Source organism: Pseudomonas sp. P5_A2_2 (assembly GCF_054177685.1).
Window position 1 is genome coordinate 1 of the sequence record NZ_JBGCUL010000037.1, and the last position, 16014, is coordinate 16014.

Below are 16014 nucleotides of genomic sequence, written 5' to 3' on the forward strand. Positions count from 1 at the left end.
ATCCACACCAAGGACGGCAAGCCGGCGCAGGCCGATGCCGGCGTCAAGCTGGTGTCCGGGTTCCTCGAGTCGAGCAACGTCAATGCCGTGGAAGAGATGACCTCGGTACTGGCTTTGTCCAAGCAGTTCGAACTGCACATCAAGATGATGAACACCGCCAAAGACGATGACCAGGCCATGGCTCGGGTCTTGCAGATCAGCTAATTACCAGWAYSTMGCGCCGTAAAACAGGCGCRMGAGGAGAAWCSAATGCTTCCGGCTCTATGGGTTGCCAAAACMGGTCTGTCCGCCCAGRACACCAACCTGACCRYCATTTCCAACAACCTGGCSAACGTSTCGACCACGGGTTTCAAACGTGACCGCGCCGAGTTCCAGGACCTGCTCTACCAGATCAAGCGCCAGCCAGGCGCCCAGTCGACCCAGGACAGCGAACTGCCGTCGGGTCTGCAACTGGGTACCGGTGTGCGCATCGTCGGCACCCAGAAAAACTTCACCGCCGGCAGCCTGCAAACCACCGAGCAGCCACTGGACATGGCCATCGACGGTCGCGGTTTCTTCCAGATCCTGCAACCGGACGGCACCACGTCCTACACCCGTGACGGTACCTTCCACCTGGACTCCAACGGCCAGATCGTCAACGCCAGCGGCTTTGCCCTGGAGCCGGCGATTGTCATTCCAAACGACGCGCAGACCTTCACGGTCGGTCGCGACGGCACTGTGTCCATCACCGTTGCCGGCAACCCGGCTGCCCAGGTGATCGGCAACCTGCAAACCGCCGACTTCATCAACCCGGCCGGCCTGCAGGCAGTGGGCAACAACCTGTTCCTGGAAACCGCCGCCAGTGGCGCGCCGCAAGTCGGCACTCCGGGCCTGAACGGTTTCGGCACCACGCTGCAGAACACCCTGGAAACGTCCAACGTCAGCACCGTTGAGGAGATGGTCAACATGATTACCACCCAGCGCGCCTACGAGATGAACTCCAAGGTGATCTCCACCGCCGACCAGATGCTCTCGTTCGTAACGCAGAATCTGTAATCAAGTCTATGGGGCGGCCATGAGGCTGCCTGCAACACCGTGAGGTAGGGTCATGAATCGCTTTGTATCTGTTCTGGCACTGAGTGGGATCACCGCGCTCGCAGGTTGCGTGCCTGCGACGCCCAAGCCCAATGACCCTTACTACGCTCCGGTGTTGCCGCGCACGCCGTTGCCGGCGGCGGCGAACAACGGCTCGATCTACCAGGCCGGTTTCGAACAGAACCTCTACAGCGACCGCAAGGCGTTCCGGGTCGGTGACATCATCACCATCACCCTGAACGAAAGGACCCAGGCCAGCAAAAACGCCAACTCGCAAATTGGCAAGAACAGCAAGGCCAACATCGGCCTGACCTCGTTGTTCGGCTCCACCCCCAACACCAATAATCCGTTTGGCAGTGGTGACCTGAGTCTGGACGCCAGCTATGAAGGCGACCGCGCGACCAAGGGCGACAGCAAGGCAGCCCAGGGCAACACCCTGACCGGCTCGATCACCGTGACCGTCGCCGATGTGCTGCCCAACGGCATCATTGCGGTACGCGGCGAAAAGTGGATGACCCTCAACACCGGCGATGAGCTGGTGCGGATTGCCGGCCTGGTTCGCGCCGATGACATCGCTACCGACAACACCGTGTCGTCGACCCGTGTCGCCGATGCGCGCATCACCTACTCGGGCACCGGTTCGTTTGCCGATGCGAGTCAGCCAGGCTGGTTCGACCGTTTCTTCCTCAGCCCGCTGTTCCCTTTCTAGGTGGCTTTCCAGTTGAGCATGTTGAACTTCAAACACCTTATGGTGGCCGCCTTGATGCTGTCGGCAGCCTTCAACGTTCAAGCCGAGCGCCTGAAGGACATCGCCAGCATTTCCGGCGTGCGTTCCAACCAATTGATCGGTTACGGCCTGGTGGTCGGGCTTAACGGCACCGGTGACCAGACGACGCAAACCCCGTTCACCCTGCAGACCTTCAACAACATGCTCTCGCAGTTCGGCATCAAGGTGCCGCCGGGTTCGGGCAACGTGCAGTTGAAGAACGTCGCGGCCGTGTCGATCAGTGCCGATTTGCCGGCGTTCGCCAAGCCGGGTCAACAGGTCGACATCACCGTTTCGTCCATCGGTAACTCCAAGAGCCTGCGTGGCGGCACCTTGCTGCTGACACCGCTCAAGGGTATCGACGGCAACGTCTATGCGGTGGCCCAGGGCAACCTGGTGGTCGGTGGTTTCGATGCGGAAGGGCGAGACGGCTCGAAGATCACCGTCAACGTTCCGTCGGCCGGTCGCATCCCCGGTGGTGCCTCGGTGGAGCGTGCGGTACCGAGCGGTTTCAACCAGGGCAACAGCCTGACGCTGAACCTCAACCGTTCCGACTTCACCACCGCCAAGCGCGTCGTCGACAAGATCAACAACATGCTCGGCCCTGGCGTGGCTCAGGCCATCGACGGCGGTTCGATTCGCGTCACCGCGCCGCTCGATCCGAGCCAGCGGGTCGACTATCTGTCGATCCTGGAAAACCTCGAAATCGATCCAGGTCAGGCGGTGGCGAAAGTCATCATCAACTCCCGTACCGGCACCATCGTGATCGGCCAGAACGTCAAGGTTTCCCCGGCCGCCGTGACCCACGGCAGCCTGACCGTGACCATCACCGAAGACCCGATCGTCAGCCAGCCCGGCCCTCTGTCCAATGGCACGACAGCGGTTGTGCCGCGTTCGAAGGTCAATGCCCAGCAGGAAGCCAAGCCGATGTTCAAGTTCGGCCCGGGCACCACCCTCGACGAGATCGTGCGGGCGGTGAACCAGGTCGGCGCGGCACCGGGTGACTTGATGGCCATCCTCGAAGCGCTGAAGCAGGCAGGCGCCCTGCAAGCCGACCTGATCGTGATCTGAGGACGGCCATCGTGGATATGCGCAAGAGCGGTCTGGTCAGCAGCAGCGATTCGGGCTCCTATTCGGACCTCAATCGTCTGAGTCAGCTCAAGGTCGGCGACAAGAACAGCGACGGCAACATGCGCAAGGTGGCGCAGGAGTTCGAATCGCTGTTCCTCGGTGAGATGCTCAAGTCGATGCGCTCGGCCACTGAAGCGCTGGGGCAGGACAATCCGCTGAACACGCCGGCGGCCAAGCAGTATCAGGAAATGTACGACCAGCAACTGGCCGTTTCCATGTCCCGCGAGGGCGGTGGTATCGGCCTGGCTGACGTGTTGATGCGCCAGATGTCGAAGAACAAGCCATTGGCGCCGGGCGAGGCGGCCGCCGCGTCGCTGGCCAGGCAAGAGGCAGCCAGGACAGCCGTGCAAACGCCGGTGGCGGCAGGCACGGTCGCAATCAACGGGCCGCTGTCGCGAGTCAATGGACAGCGTCCATTGTGGGCTTCGCGATCGGTTCATGCGTCGCAGGAAGCAGGCGAGGGTGCTCATCGCAATGACATGGCGCTGATCAATCAGCGGCGCTTGGCTCTGCCGCCGAAATTGGCAGATCGGTTGTTGGCCGGGTTGGTGCCTTCGGCGACGACCGCCGCAGTAACAGTCAACGCAACCCAATTGCCGCAACGCACGACCACCACCGGTACCGGTCCGTTGTACAACGGCGACTGGCTGGCCAGCGCGCAGCAAGCCTCCAGCGGCGGCATGCAGATCTACGGTCGCGCCATGGCGCAGATTCCTCTGGCGCCGGCGAAGAAAGCCTTCAGTTCCGCCGACCAGTTCGTCAACACCATGTTGCCGATGGCCAGGGAAGCTGCGGCCCGGATCGGTGTCGACCCACGTTACCTGGTGGCCCAGGCGGCCCTGGAAACCGGTTGGGGCAAGTCGGTCATGCGCCAGCAGGATGGCAGCAGCAGCCACAACCTGTTCGGCATCAAGGCCGGCACTAGCTGGCAGGGCAATTCGGCGCGGGCGATCACCAGCGAATTCAGGGACGGGCAGATGGTCAAGGAGACGGCCGAGTTCCGCTCCTACGACTCCTACAAGGACAGTTTCCATGACCTTGTGACTTTGCTGCAGACCAATAATCGCTATCAAGATGTCGTGAAGTCGGCCGATAACCCAGAACAGTTTGTACGCGAGTTGCAGAAGGCCGGTTACGCAACCGACCCGGACTACGCAAGCAAGATTTCGCAGATAGCCAGGCAGATGACGAGTTACCAGAACTACGCTGCGGCAGGCGTTTCCACCACGCCTTTATAGGCACAAGGTATAAGGTCTGAATCATGAGTTTRCTCAATATCGGGATGTCGGGGCTCAGTGCTGGCCATAACTCGTTGGTGACGACCGGCAACAACATTGCCAACGTCGACACCGCCGGGTACTCGCGCCAGCAGTCTGTGCAGAGCACCAAAGGCTCGATTCAGTACGGCAACGTGTTTATCGGCACCGGCACGACGCTGGCCGATGTGCGCCGCGTGTATAACACCTACCTCGATTCGCAGCTGCGTACCGCAACTTCGCTCAACAGTGAAGCCGCGTCGTACAACGCTCAGGCCACACCGCTGGACGCCACGCTTTCCGATACCAATACCGGGCTGACCGGTGTGCTGCAAAAGTTCTTCACGTCGATGCAGGGCGTTGCGACGTCGGCCACCGACGACACGTCGCGCCAGTCGGTGCTGACCGGTGCCCAGGCTCTGTCCAGCCGCTTCAATTCGATTGCMAAGCAGTTGAATGACCAGAACACCAACCTGAATGGCAATCTTGGGGACATGGCGGACCAGGTGAACAAGCTGTCCTCCAAGATTGCCACGCTCAACCAGAAGATTTCCGAACTCTCCACCGGCACCAACCAGCCAAACGACCTGCTGGACTCGCGCAACGAAGCCGTGCGCCAACTGTCCGAGCTGGTCGGTACCCAGGTGGTCGAGCGTGGCAACAGCTACGACATCTACATCGGCAGCGGTCAGCCACTGGTGGTCGGCAACACCACCAATACGCTGCAAACCGTACCGGGCAAGGATGATCCATCGCGCATGGCGCTGCAGCTCAACCGTGGCTCCAGCACCATCGACGTGACCTCGGTGGTCAGCGGCGGTGAGATCGGTGGCCTGCTGACTTACCGCAAGGAAGTGCTCGACCCTTCGCTCAATGAGCTGGGGCGCGTGGCGCTGGTGGTGGCCGACCAGATCAACAGCCAGCAGGCGCAAGGGATCGACAAGAACGGTGATTTCGGCGCGGCGATCTTCAACAACATCAACAGTGCCGCCCTGGTCAGTCAGCGCAGCATTGCGGCGGCGGGCAACAGTGCCGGCTCCGGCAACCTGGATGTCACCATCAAGGACACCGGCAAGCTGACCACCAGCGACTATCAGGTGACGTTCACCAGCGCCACCGACTACACCGTCAAGCGCTCTGACGGCACCGACATGGGCGCGTTCAGCACCACGACGACCCCGGTCCCGGTGATCGACGGCTTCAGCCTGAGCCTCAATGGCGGTGCGTTGAGCGCCGGCGATTCGTTCAAGGTGACACCGACCCGCGGCGCGGCGGCCAGTATCCAGACCGTGCTCAGCGACCCGAAAAAAATCGCTGCCGCAGCACCCTTGACCGGCGTGACCAGTGCCAACAACACCGGCACCTACACCCAGCCGACGCTGACCAGCACCATCGATATCTACAACCCGGCGGCCCAGGCAGAAATGCAGACCGCGCTCAAGTACTCGACGCCGGTCAAGCTGGTGTTCGGGACGGCCAGCGGCGGTAGCCAGAGCTACAACATGGTCGATGCCAAGGGCAACTCGATCGGCACCGGCAACATCGTTCCCGGCCAGAGCAACACCCTGAACCTGAAAGTGGGCATGGTCGATGCCAGCGGTGCGCCGGTCATGGACACCAGTGTCACCCCGGCCGTGCAGAAGACCTTCACCGTGCAAACCACGGTCGGCGCCACGCCTGCCAGCGGCGAAAGCTTCACCATCAACCTGACCGGCGCGGCGTCTTCGGACAACCGCAACGCCCAGGCACTGGTCGGTCTGCAAACCAGGCAGACCGTAGACACCGGCACGGCGAGCAAGGGCATCAGCCTGACCGATGCCTACAACAAGCTGGTGACCAACGTCGGCGCCAAGGCTGCCCAGGGCAAGTCCGACAGCGACGCTACCACGGCGATCCTGGACAACGCCAAAGGGGCGCGGGATTCGAACTCAGGGGTCGACCTGGATGAAGAAACCGGCAACCTGGTCAAGTACCAGCAGTACTACACCGCGTCTTCGCAGATCATCAAGGCTGCGCAGGAAATTTTCACCACGCTGATCAACAGCCTTTAAGGAGTCGTAATTCATGCGCATTTCCACCGCCCAGTATTACGAAATCACCGCTGCCAACTACCAGCGCAACTTCAACAAGGCCATCGCTACCAGCAACGAAGCCAGCAGCCTGACCCGCATCAACACCGCCGCCGATGATCCGATCGGCGCCGGTCGTTTGCTGGAGCTGGGTCAGCAGAGCGCGATGCTTGAACAGTACGGCACCAACATCGACACCACCAAGAATGCGTTGAGCCTGCAGGAAACGACGCTCGACTCCATCGGTACTGCTTTGCAGCGCGCCAAGGAACTGGCCCTCGCCGCCAGCAACGGCATTGCCACCGACGCGGACCGCAAGGCTTATGCGTCGGAGTTGGGCCAGATCCAGCAACAAGTGCTGGGCCTGATGAACGCCAAGGATGCCAACGGCAACTATGTGTTCTCCGGTTCGAAAACCGACACCGCGCCTTACTCGCAGAACTCGGACGGCACCTACAGCTACAACGGTGACCAGACCACCATCGACCTTGGCATTGGCGATGGCATGACGGTCGGGACCAACACCACTGGCTGGAGTGCGTTCCAGCAGACCATCAACACCAGTCGCACCCAGACCACCATGACCGCGCCGGCGGTGGATGACGGTCGCGTGGTGTTGTCCAACGGCACGGTCGGCACCAGCTCTACCTACAACGCAAAGTTCACGGGCGGCCAGCCCTACACCGTCAGTTTCCTCAGCAGCACCCAATTGAAGATCACCGACTCGCTGGGCAACGACGTGACTGCCGAAGCCAGTCAGAACGGCCTGATCAGCAACTCCAACGGTGCCAACCAGACGGTCAGTTTCCGTGGCGTCGACCTGAAGCTGAACATCAACCTCAAACCCGGTGATACCAACCCGGATGCGGTGATCGCCGGTCACAGCTTCAATCTGTCTTCCACGTCGGACACCTTCARCACCTCGCGCAGCGCCGGTAACCCGTCGACCGCGGTCATCACCGGTTCCAGCGTGACCAACCCGACGGATTACACCAACGCCTTCCCGTCGGGCGGGGCGATCCTCAAGTTCACCAGCGCCACCAATTTCGACCTGTATGCCGCGCCGATCACTGCCGACAGCAAGCCGGTGTCGTCGGGCACCGTAGCCGGCGGCAACGCCACTGCTGCGGGTGTGACGTTTGCCCTGGGCGGTGGCGCCCCGGCGTCCGGCGACCAGTTCGTGATTCAGTCCAACAACCATCAGACCCAGAACGTGCTCGACACTCTGGGCCAGATGATCGCCGCGCTGAACACGCCAATCGATGGCGACCCGGTGGCCAAGCAGAAATTTCTGGGCACCATGGAGTCGGGAATGGGCAACATCGACAGTGCGGCCAACCAGATCGGCTCGGCCATCACCACGATAGGTGCTCGCGGTCAGGCGCTGGATAACCAGGCTGCGACCAACGAGAGCCTGACCCTKGCGAACAAAGCGAGCCAGTCGTCGATTCGCGATTCGGACCCGGCCGAAGTCATGACTCGCCTGACCTTGCAGCAGACCATGTTGCAGGCGGCGCAGCTGGCATTCAGCAAGATTTCCCAGCTGGGCCTGTTCAACAAGATCTGACGGTGGTCGGGCGCGCAGGTGCCCGATAGCCTTGCCCCTTCAGTATTTATCGTCTTTTTTGCGGTAACAAAGGGCTCGCTTTTCAGGGCGGGCTCGCGCCGCCTGTGAGCCCGCCGTGAATTCACTTCCGCTTGTCAGCCTGGTCATTCCCGCCTTCAATCCTCGCTTTTTCAGTCGTGCCTTGCACACGGCTGTGAACCAGAGCTACGGCAATCTGGAGATCATCGTTTGCGATGACAGTCGCGGTCACGAGATCGAAGACTTCGTGGCTTCGGTGGTTGAGCAGGGCGCGACCGTGCGCTATGTGCGTAACCCGCGCACCCTGGGGCTGGTGGGTAACCTGCAAGCCTGCCTGGAAGTGGCGCAAGGCGAGTACATCAAGATTCTGTGTGATGACGATCAGTTGTTCTCGGCCTGCATCGAGCGTCAGGCCCAGGTGCTGATCGATTGTGCCGACGTCAATCTGGTCGTGGCCCAGCGCCTGCTCTGGGATGCCGACGACATGCCACTGCCGTCGCGCCTCGAAAACACTCCGCTGTCCCCGGTGGGCGGAGTGTTCAAGGGCGAGGACCTGCTGGCGATCTTCGAAAACTTCCCGGTCAACATCCTCGGCGGCTTCAGCAACGCGATGTTCCGGCGGGCTGACGTGCTCGAGCTGTTCCCGGCACTGACGCAGCCCGGCCATTGCTTCGTCGCGACCCTCGACTTTGCCTTGTACGTCTGCCTGATGCGGCGCGGCAATCTGGCGGTGTCCAATCATGTGCTCGGCGTCGAGCGCCTGTACCCCGAACGTCTGAGCAGCCAGCAGTCGATGAAAGACGCGGCCGAAACCGAGCGGCAATGGCTGTCGCAGATGCTCAAGGCCCGTGGCGGCGAATCTGCGCCGGCCCAGGGCTGGGTGCGCTATGTGCCACTGACGAAAGTGGACGAGTCACCGCGGGTTTGGGAAGAGTTGCCGCTGAGCAGGACCCTGGGCACCAAGCAGACCACCCAGGATTGGCATGTCGGCATCGCCAGTGTCAGTTTTGCGCAACTGTATGCCCAGTGGCTGGCGTGCCGCACGCTTACCGACGGTCAGCGCGAGTTGCTGACGGATACGCTGGAGGCTTGGCCATCCAGACCCAAAATCGTTCCGGTCATCATCGACGAGCAAGGCAGCCGTTCGGCGCTGGAGCTTACCCTGCAATCGCTGGCGGATCAGGATTACGCCCCTGAACTGACACTGGTGCTGTCGGCATCTTGCACTGAAGCCGAGCTGGACGAGCGAGTCTTCCGCTTGCCGTTGCAGGACGACTGGCAGCAGCAGATCAACACCCTGTTGCCGCAACTGGAGGGCATTGGCTGGTTCTATCTGCTGCGCGCCGGTGATCGCCTGGTGGCGCCGGCATTGCTGGTCATGGCCGAGCGGATTGCGTTGTCGCGCACGCTGACCTGCCTGTACAGCGACGAAGGTGGGCTGCATCAGGGTGAGTCGGCCGAGCCTGCGTTCAAACCGGATTTCAACCTGGACCTCATGCGCAGCTATCCCTACGTGGGGCGAGCGTTGGCATTCGAGCGCGAGCAATTCCTGGCGCTGGGCGGGTTCGATTCGGCGTACGGCGAACTGGCGCCTCACGATGTGTTGTGGCGCATGGTCGAGAGTGCTGGCACGCACGTGGTCGGGCACATTTCGGAGGTGCTGCTGGAGTCGGCGTTCGACCTGGCCAAATGGCTGTCGCAGGCGCAAGTGATGGACACCAATCCGCGGTTGCTCGAGGCACACTTGCAGCGCCTGGGAGTCGCCCACGACATTCGTGAGGGCAGTTCGGCGCTGCTCAATCGAGTCGACTATCGGCATGCTGATCGGCCGCTGGTGTCGATCGTGATCGTCAGCAAGGACCAGACCCTGGCATTGCAACGTTGTGTCGAGAGTCTGTTGGAGAAAACGGCCTACGGCGAATACGAGTTGCTGTTGGTGGACAGCGGCAGCGAGAGCGCCGAGGCGCTTGACTGGTTCGCCGGCATGGCGCAATTGGGCAGCGAGCGGATCCGGGTGCTGCGCTGCGAGTTGCAGGGTAATGCGGCGGCGGTGCGCAATTTCGCCGCGCAGCAGGCCGCTGGCGACTACGTTCTGATGCTCAACCCCTACACGGTGATCACCCAGGGCGAATGGCTGGGCGAGCTGCTCAATCATGCGCAACGTCCGGAAGTCGGCGTGGTAGGCGCCAAGCTGTTCAACCCCGATGGCCGCGTGCTGCATGCCGGCCTGATACTCGGGTTGCAAGGGCCGGCCGGGGTGCCGTTCCATGGTGAGACGCTGCACGCAGCGGGCTACATGTACCGCTTGCAGGTCGCTCACAATTTCAGTGCGGTCGGCGGCGATTGCCTGATGGTGCGCAAGTCTGTCTTTGATGCAGTCGGTGGCCTGGATGAACAGGACCTGGCGCAGTCCCTCAACGAAGTGGACCTGTGTTTGCGCGTCGGTCAGGAAGGTTATCTGGTGGTCTGGACGCCTCACGCGCAACTGGCATTGGGTGCGCAGCCGGCGGTGGTTGCGCAAGAGGGTGACCAGGCCCGGAGCGAGCAGGAGCAGGAAGCTTTCTATAAACGCTGGCTGCCGATAGTGGCCCGTGATCCGGCCTACAACGCCAACCTGGCGCTGCAAGGTTTGGGTGGGGCGAGCTTCAGTCTCGAGCCCGGCCTGCGCTCCGGTTGGAGCCCGTTTTCCAAGGCTCAGCTGCCGAAGATTCTCGCGTTGCCGGTCAATGCGTCCGCCATCGGCCATTACCGGGTCACGCAACCGCTGATCGAGCTGGAGGCCGCCGGCAGGGCGCACGGACGCATTCATTACAACCTGCCGACCATCATCGAAGTCGAGCGTCATTCGCCTGACGTGATCATCCTGCAGGGGCGCTATTCCGAAGGTCCGATCAACGAAATCCCGAGCCTGCAAAAATACTCCAGCGCGCGACGTATTTATGAGCTCGATGACTTCGTGATCAACGTTCCGCACCGCAATGCGCATATCCGCAATATGCCGGGCAAGGACGAAATGGAAAAACTGGTGCGGCGCGCCATCGGCATGTGCGATCGCGTGGTGGTCTCCACCGAACCGCTGGGTAATGCGCTGTCGGACATGCATCACGACATTCGCGTAGTGCCCAACATGTTGGCCTCGCACTTGTGGACCGATCTGCGCAGTCAGCGCCGCACGTCGAAAAAGCCCCGGGTCGGTTGGGGCGGCGGCACCAGCCACCACGGTGACCTGGCGGTGATCGCCGATGTGGTTCGCGAACTGGCCAATGAAGTCGACTGGGTGTTCTTCGGCATGTGCCCGGACGATCTGCGCCCGTACATGCATGAGTTTCATGGGGTGATCGGGCTGGACGTCTACCCGGCCAAGCTGGCCAGCCTGAACCTGGATCTGGCATTGGCGCCGTTGGAGTTCCACATTTTCAACGACTGCAAGAGCAACCTGCGCTTGCTGGAGTATGGCGCTTGCGGTTACCCGGTGATCTGCACCGACACCGAGGCCTATCGCGGCTACCTGCCGTGCACCCGGATCAAGACCAACTCTACGGATGAATGGCTGCAAGCGATCCGCATGCACCTGGCCGATCCGGACGCCAGCTATCGCATGGGTGATGAGTTGCGCGAGATCGTGCTGCGTGACTACGTGCTGCGCGGCGACAATTTACGCTACTGGGAAAATGGCTGGCTGGCGGACTGACAGTCCGCAACCATCCCGACCGGGCAGGCGACGCTGAGTCGCCTGCCTTTTTTTTGCCGCCAGACTTTGCGACTTGGCTCGAAGTGGCCGCTGCGCTTTGCCCGGTAGCGGATTGAAATAGCTGGCGCGTTTCCTGCAAGTCCCCCTCATATCGCCATAAAACGAGCACTTCCGGTGAGCCCGGACGTGCCCTGAACGGCGGCAGGTTTAACCCGGATGGCCCGAAAAAGCTTGATACAGCTTGGCTGAGCCCTGTGACGAACAAGAGAGGAAGGGGATGAAGGCAGTTATTTTGGCGGGTGGCCTGGGTACGCGGATCAGCGAGGAGTCGCACCTCAAGCCCAAGCCAATGATCGAGGTCGGCGGCAAGCCAATTCTCTGGCACATCATGAAACAGTACTCCGCTCACGGGATCCACGATTTCGTGATCTGCCTTGGCTACAAGGGCTATGCGATCAAGGACTTCTTCGCCAACTACTTTCTGCATACCTCCGACGTCACGTTCGACATGCGTAACAACCGCATGGATGTTCACCAGAACTACAGCGAGCCATGGCGCGTCACGCTGATCGACACAGGGGAAGAGACCATGACCGGCGGCCGTTTACGCCGCGCCCGACGCTACCTCGAAGACGAACAGGCGTTCTGCTTTACCTACGGTGACGGCGTGTCGGACCTCAATATCGGTGCATTGGTGGATTTCCATCTCAAGCACGGAAAGCTGGCGACCGTCACCGCGGTACAACCACCCGGCCGGTATGGCGCGCTCAATCGCGATGGTGACAAAGTCCTGGGTTTCACCGAAAAGCCACGCGGTGATGGTGGCTGGATCAACGGCGGGTTCTTCGTCCTCTCGCCCAAGGTGTTGCCGCTGATCGAAGGCGACGAGACCTCGTGGGAGTCCGGGCCGCTGGATGGTCTGGCCGAGCGCGACGAGCTCATGGCGTTCCAGCACGATGGTTTCTGGCAACCGATGGACACCTTGCGTGACAAAAACCACCTCGAGGCGTTGTGGCAGAGCGGGGAGGCCCCATGGAAGCAATGGGACTGAGCCCGCAATTCTGGCGCGGCAAGCGGGTGCTGGTCACCGGCCACACCGGTTTCAAGGGCAGTTGGCTGACGTTGTGGCTGCAAAGCCTGGGTGCCGAAGTCAGCGGGTTTTCCCTCGACCCGTCCACCGAGCCGAGTCTGTTCGAACTGGCGCGGGTGCATGAAGGCATCAATGATCAGCGCGGCGACTTGCGTGACCTGGGCGCTTTGCTGGAACTGATCGCCGAGACCCGGCCGGAAATTGTCCTGCACCTGGCGGCACAGCCGCTGGTGCGCGAAGGTTATCGCGACCCGTTGGGCACGTACTCCAGCAACGTCATGGGCACCCTCAACCTGCTCGAAGCAATCCGTCAGGTCGGCGGCGTGCGTGCTTGTGTGCTGGTGACCACTGACAAGGTCTACGCCAATCAGGAATGGCTGTGGCCGTACCGCGAAAACGAAGCGCTGGGCGGTCACGATCCCTACAGCAGCAGCAAGGCGTGCTGCGAATTGCTCGCGCAATCCTATGCCGCCTCATTCTTTGCGCCTGAAAAGCATGCCGAGCATGGTCTGGCGTTGGCCACGGCGCGTGCCGGCAACGTACTCGGTGGTGGCGATTTCGCCCCGGAGCGGTTGATTCCCGACGTGCTGCGGGCATGGTCGGCGGACGAGCCCGTGACCTTGCGCTATCCGCTGGCAGTGCGCCCGTGGCAGCACGCACTGGAACCGCTGGCCGGTTATCTGCAACTGGCTGCCGGGCTGTATGAGCAAGGTCCGGAATTCGCCGGAGCGTGGAACTTCGGCCCGAGTGAGGCAGATATGTGCAGCGTCGGCGAAGTGGTCGAGTTGCTCGCCAATCGTTGGCCTCAAGCGCGGGGTCTGCGGATCGAACCGAGTGACCTGCATGAAGCAGGCCTGCTGCGCCTGGACAGCAGTCGCGCTCGTCAATTGCTGGCCTGGAAACCCCGCTGGTCGTTGCAGCAATGCCTGACTCAGACCCTGGATTGGCATTTGGCGTGGCAGACCGGTGACGACATGCGCACGGTCACCCTGCAGCAGCTCAACCTGTACCGAGGCGCGTTGTGAGCGAGTTTCTGTTGAAGGTGCTGCCGTTGAACGGGTTGTTCAGCGTCCAGCACAAACGCTTCGAGGACGAGCGCGGGCACTTTTCCCGGTTGTTTTGCGAGGGCAGCCTCAGTGCGTTTGGCCAGGCGTTTCATATCCGCCAGATCAATCACTCCTGCACCCGCGAACGCGGCAGCGTGCGTGGCCTGCATTACCAGAATGCCCGCGCGCCGGAAGCCAAGTTGATCACCTGCCTGCGCGGTGAAGTCTGGGATGTCGCGGTGGATTTGCGCCCCGACTCCGAGACCTTCCTGCACTGGCACGCCGAACACTTGCGTGCCGGCGATGGCCGCAGCCTGTTGATTCCGGCCGGGTTCGCCCATGGCTTCCAGACCCTGAGCGCCGACGCCGAGCTGCTTTACCTGCACAGCAACGACTACACGCCGGAACACGAAGGTGGTTTGTCGGTGCTCGATCCACGGCTGGCGATTGCCTGGCCATTGCCTGTCAATAATCTGTCGGTGCGCGATGCCAGTCATCCAGCGCTCGATGAACACTTCGCCGGAGTGCGTCTATGAACTGCCGTGGTTGCGCCACTGCGCTGACCCTGCCGCTGATCGACCTGGGCACCTCGCCGCCGTCCAATGCCTACGTGCGGGTCGACCAGCTGGAACAGGCTGAACAATGGGTGCCGCTGAAGGTTGCCGTGTGCCAGCAATGCTGGCTGGTGCAAACCGAGGATTACACCAGCGCCGACAGCCTGTTCGATGCCGAGTACGCCTATTTCAGTTCGTTCTCCAGCACCTGGCTGGCCCATGCCGAGCGTTATGTGGCCGAGATGGTCGAACGCTTCGGCCTGAACGCCGACAGCCATGTGGTGGAAGTCGCCGCCAACGACGGTTACCTGTTGCAGTACGTGRCCAGGCGCGGCATCCCTTGCCTGGGCGTCGAGCCGACCCGCAGCACCGCGCAAGCGGCGCGGGAAAAAGGCCTGGAGATTCGTGAACTGTTTTTCGGTCGCGACACCGCCGCGCAGTTGAAAAGCGAAGGCTGGGGCGCCGACCTGATGGCTGCCAACAACGTGCTGGCGCATGTGCCGGACATCAACGATTTTCTCGGTGGTTTTGCGACCCAGCTCAAACCGACCGGCGTGGCAACGTTTGAGTTTCCGCAACTGCTGACCCTAATGGCCGGCCAGCAGTTCGACACGCTGTACCACGAGCACTATTCCTATCTGTCGTTGACCTCCGTGCAAACCCTCTGCGCGCGCAACGGCCTTGAAGTGTTCGACGTCAGCCAGTTGCCGACCCATGGCGGCTCGCTGCGGGTGTTCGTGCAGCGCATGGAYGGCGAACGCCGTGAAGTGCTGCCGGCGGTGCAACAGCAGTTGCAGGCCGAACTCGCCGCTGGGGTGAAAACCCCCGAGTACTACGCGACCCTCGCCCCGGCGGCCGAACGCATCAAGCACGAACTGCTGCGCTTCCTGTTGCAGGCCAAGGCTGACGGTAAGCGTGTGGTCGGCTACGRCGCCGCCGCCAAGGGCAATACCTTACTCAACTACGCGGGGGTCAAGCCGGACCTGCTGGCCTGGGTGGCCGATGCCAACCCGCACAAGCAAGGCAAATACCTGCCCGGTAGCCGCATTCCGATCGTGTCGCCGGCCCGGATCGACATCGAAAAACCGGACTACGTGCTGGTACTGCCGTGGAACCTGCTGGATGAGATCACCCAGGCTTTTGCCGGCATCCGTGCATGGGACGGTCGTTTTGTCATTGCCATTCCCGAGTTGATCATTCGATGAGCCGAATTCATTACACCAAACCCAGTGTCGGCGAGCTGGAAGCTGACTACGTACTCGATGCCGTCCGCCATGGTTGGGGAGAGCGCTGCTACGAGTACCTGACGCGCTTCGAAAAGTCCTTTGCCGAGCACGTGGGTGCGACGTACGCGATTGCCACGTCCAGTTGCACCGGTGCGCTGCACATGGGCATGGCGGCGCTGGGCATCGGTGCCGGCGATGAGGTGATCCTCGCCGATACCAACTGGATCGCCTCGGCCGCGCCCATTACCTATCTGGGCGCGACGCCGGTGTTCGTCGACGTGCTGGCCGACAGTTGGTGCCTCGACCCGCAGCAGGTTCGCCAGGCGATCACCCCACGAACCAAAGCGATTCTGGCGGTGCACCTCTACGGCAATCTCTGCGACATGGATGCGTTGCTGGCCATCGGTCGCGAGTTTGGCCTGCCGGTCATCGAAGACGCCGCCGAGGCGATTGGCTCGCAGTGGCGCGGTCAGGCCGCCGGTTCGCTGGGGGCGTTCGGCGCGTTTTCCTTTCACGGCACCAAGAC

At 61.8% G+C, this 16014-nt stretch carries 13 protein-coding genes; all 13 read left to right on the forward strand.

Features of this window, described 5'->3' with window-relative positions:
- Positions 1–204 (forward strand): flagellar basal body rod C-terminal domain-containing protein (locus ACXRVY_RS05935; RefSeq protein ID WP_458237106.1); only part of this gene is annotated, 204 nt, incomplete at its 5' end.
- A gap of 45 nt (positions 205–249) precedes the next feature.
- A complete protein-coding gene (flgG, locus tag ACXRVY_RS05940) occupies positions 250–1035 on the forward strand; it encodes a flagellar basal-body rod protein FlgG (protein WP_458237107.1) in 786 nt (261 codons plus the stop codon).
- A gap of 52 nt (positions 1036–1087) precedes the next feature.
- A complete protein-coding gene (flgH, locus tag ACXRVY_RS05945; protein ID WP_223461303.1) occupies positions 1088–1783 on the forward strand; it encodes a flagellar basal body L-ring protein FlgH in 696 nt (231 codons plus the stop codon).
- Between the two features lie 18 nt (positions 1784–1801).
- Positions 1802–2911 (forward strand): flagellar basal body P-ring protein FlgI, encoded by a 1110-nt coding sequence (locus tag ACXRVY_RS05950; protein ID WP_223461460.1) that lies wholly within the window; start codon positions 1802–1804, stop codon positions 2909–2911.
- A gap of 11 nt (positions 2912–2922) precedes the next feature.
- Positions 2923–4209: a flagellar assembly peptidoglycan hydrolase FlgJ gene (gene flgJ / locus ACXRVY_RS05955; RefSeq protein ID WP_223461306.1), complete on the forward strand. Its 1287-nt coding sequence runs from the start codon at positions 2923–2925 to the stop codon at positions 4207–4209.
- 23 nt (positions 4210–4232) lie between these two features.
- Positions 4233–6278, forward strand: coding sequence for a flagellar hook-associated protein FlgK (gene flgK, locus ACXRVY_RS05960; RefSeq protein ID WP_223461308.1), 2046 nt, complete (start codon positions 4233–4235; stop codon positions 6276–6278).
- Positions 6279–6291: 13 nt separating this feature from the next.
- Positions 6292–7863, forward strand: a complete 1572-nt coding sequence (locus ACXRVY_RS05965) for a flagellar hook-associated protein 3 (RefSeq protein ID WP_458237108.1) — start codon at positions 6292–6294, stop codon at positions 7861–7863.
- Positions 7864–7978: 115 nt separating this feature from the next.
- A complete protein-coding gene (locus ACXRVY_RS05970; RefSeq protein WP_223461312.1) occupies positions 7979–11572 on the forward strand; it encodes a glycosyltransferase in 3594 nt (1197 codons plus the stop codon).
- Between the two features lie 277 nt (positions 11573–11849).
- The gene (rfbF, locus tag ACXRVY_RS05975) at positions 11850–12623 is read left to right on the forward strand and encodes a glucose-1-phosphate cytidylyltransferase (RefSeq protein ID WP_223461314.1); all 774 of its coding nucleotides are present in this window, start codon (positions 11850–11852) and stop codon (positions 12621–12623) included.
- Positions 12605–13687 carry a CDP-glucose 4,6-dehydratase gene (gene rfbG / locus ACXRVY_RS05980; protein ID WP_223461316.1) on the forward strand — a complete coding sequence of 361 codons (1083 nt, stop codon included), beginning with the start codon at positions 12605–12607 and terminating at the stop codon, positions 13685–13687. Before rfbF ends, rfbG begins: the two co-directional genes overlap by 19 nt.
- Positions 13684–14244: a dTDP-4-dehydrorhamnose 3,5-epimerase family protein gene (locus ACXRVY_RS05985; RefSeq protein ID WP_223461319.1), complete on the forward strand. Its 561-nt coding sequence runs from the start codon at positions 13684–13686 to the stop codon at positions 14242–14244. The genes rfbG and ACXRVY_RS05985 overlap by 4 nt, the downstream gene beginning before the upstream one ends.
- Positions 14241–15467 carry a methyltransferase domain-containing protein gene (locus ACXRVY_RS05990; protein ID WP_458237109.1) on the forward strand — a complete coding sequence of 409 codons (1227 nt, stop codon included), beginning with the start codon at positions 14241–14243 and terminating at the stop codon, positions 15465–15467. Before ACXRVY_RS05985 ends, ACXRVY_RS05990 begins: the two co-directional genes overlap by 4 nt.
- A partial coding sequence (locus ACXRVY_RS05995) for a DegT/DnrJ/EryC1/StrS family aminotransferase (RefSeq protein WP_458237110.1) occupies positions 15464–16014 on the forward strand: 551 nt, incomplete at its 3' end. The genes ACXRVY_RS05990 and ACXRVY_RS05995, both read left to right, overlap by 4 nt.

Bases quoted from the DNA above. Each gene is read 5' to 3' on its own strand.
- flgH (WP_223461303.1), top strand. From the start codon at position 1,088: ATGAATCGCTTTGTATCTGTTCTGGCACTGAGTGGGATCACCGCGCTC.
- ACXRVY_RS05950 (WP_223461460.1), top strand. From the start codon at position 1,802: ATGTTGAACTTCAAACACCTTATGGTGGCCGCCTTGATGCTGTCGGCA.
- rfbF (WP_223461314.1), top strand. From the start codon at position 11,850: ATGAAGGCAGTTATTTTGGCGGGTGGCCTGGGTACGCGGATCAGCGAG.
- rfbG (WP_223461316.1), top strand. From the start codon at position 12,605: ATGGAAGCAATGGGACTGAGCCCGCAATTCTGGCGCGGCAAGCGGGTG.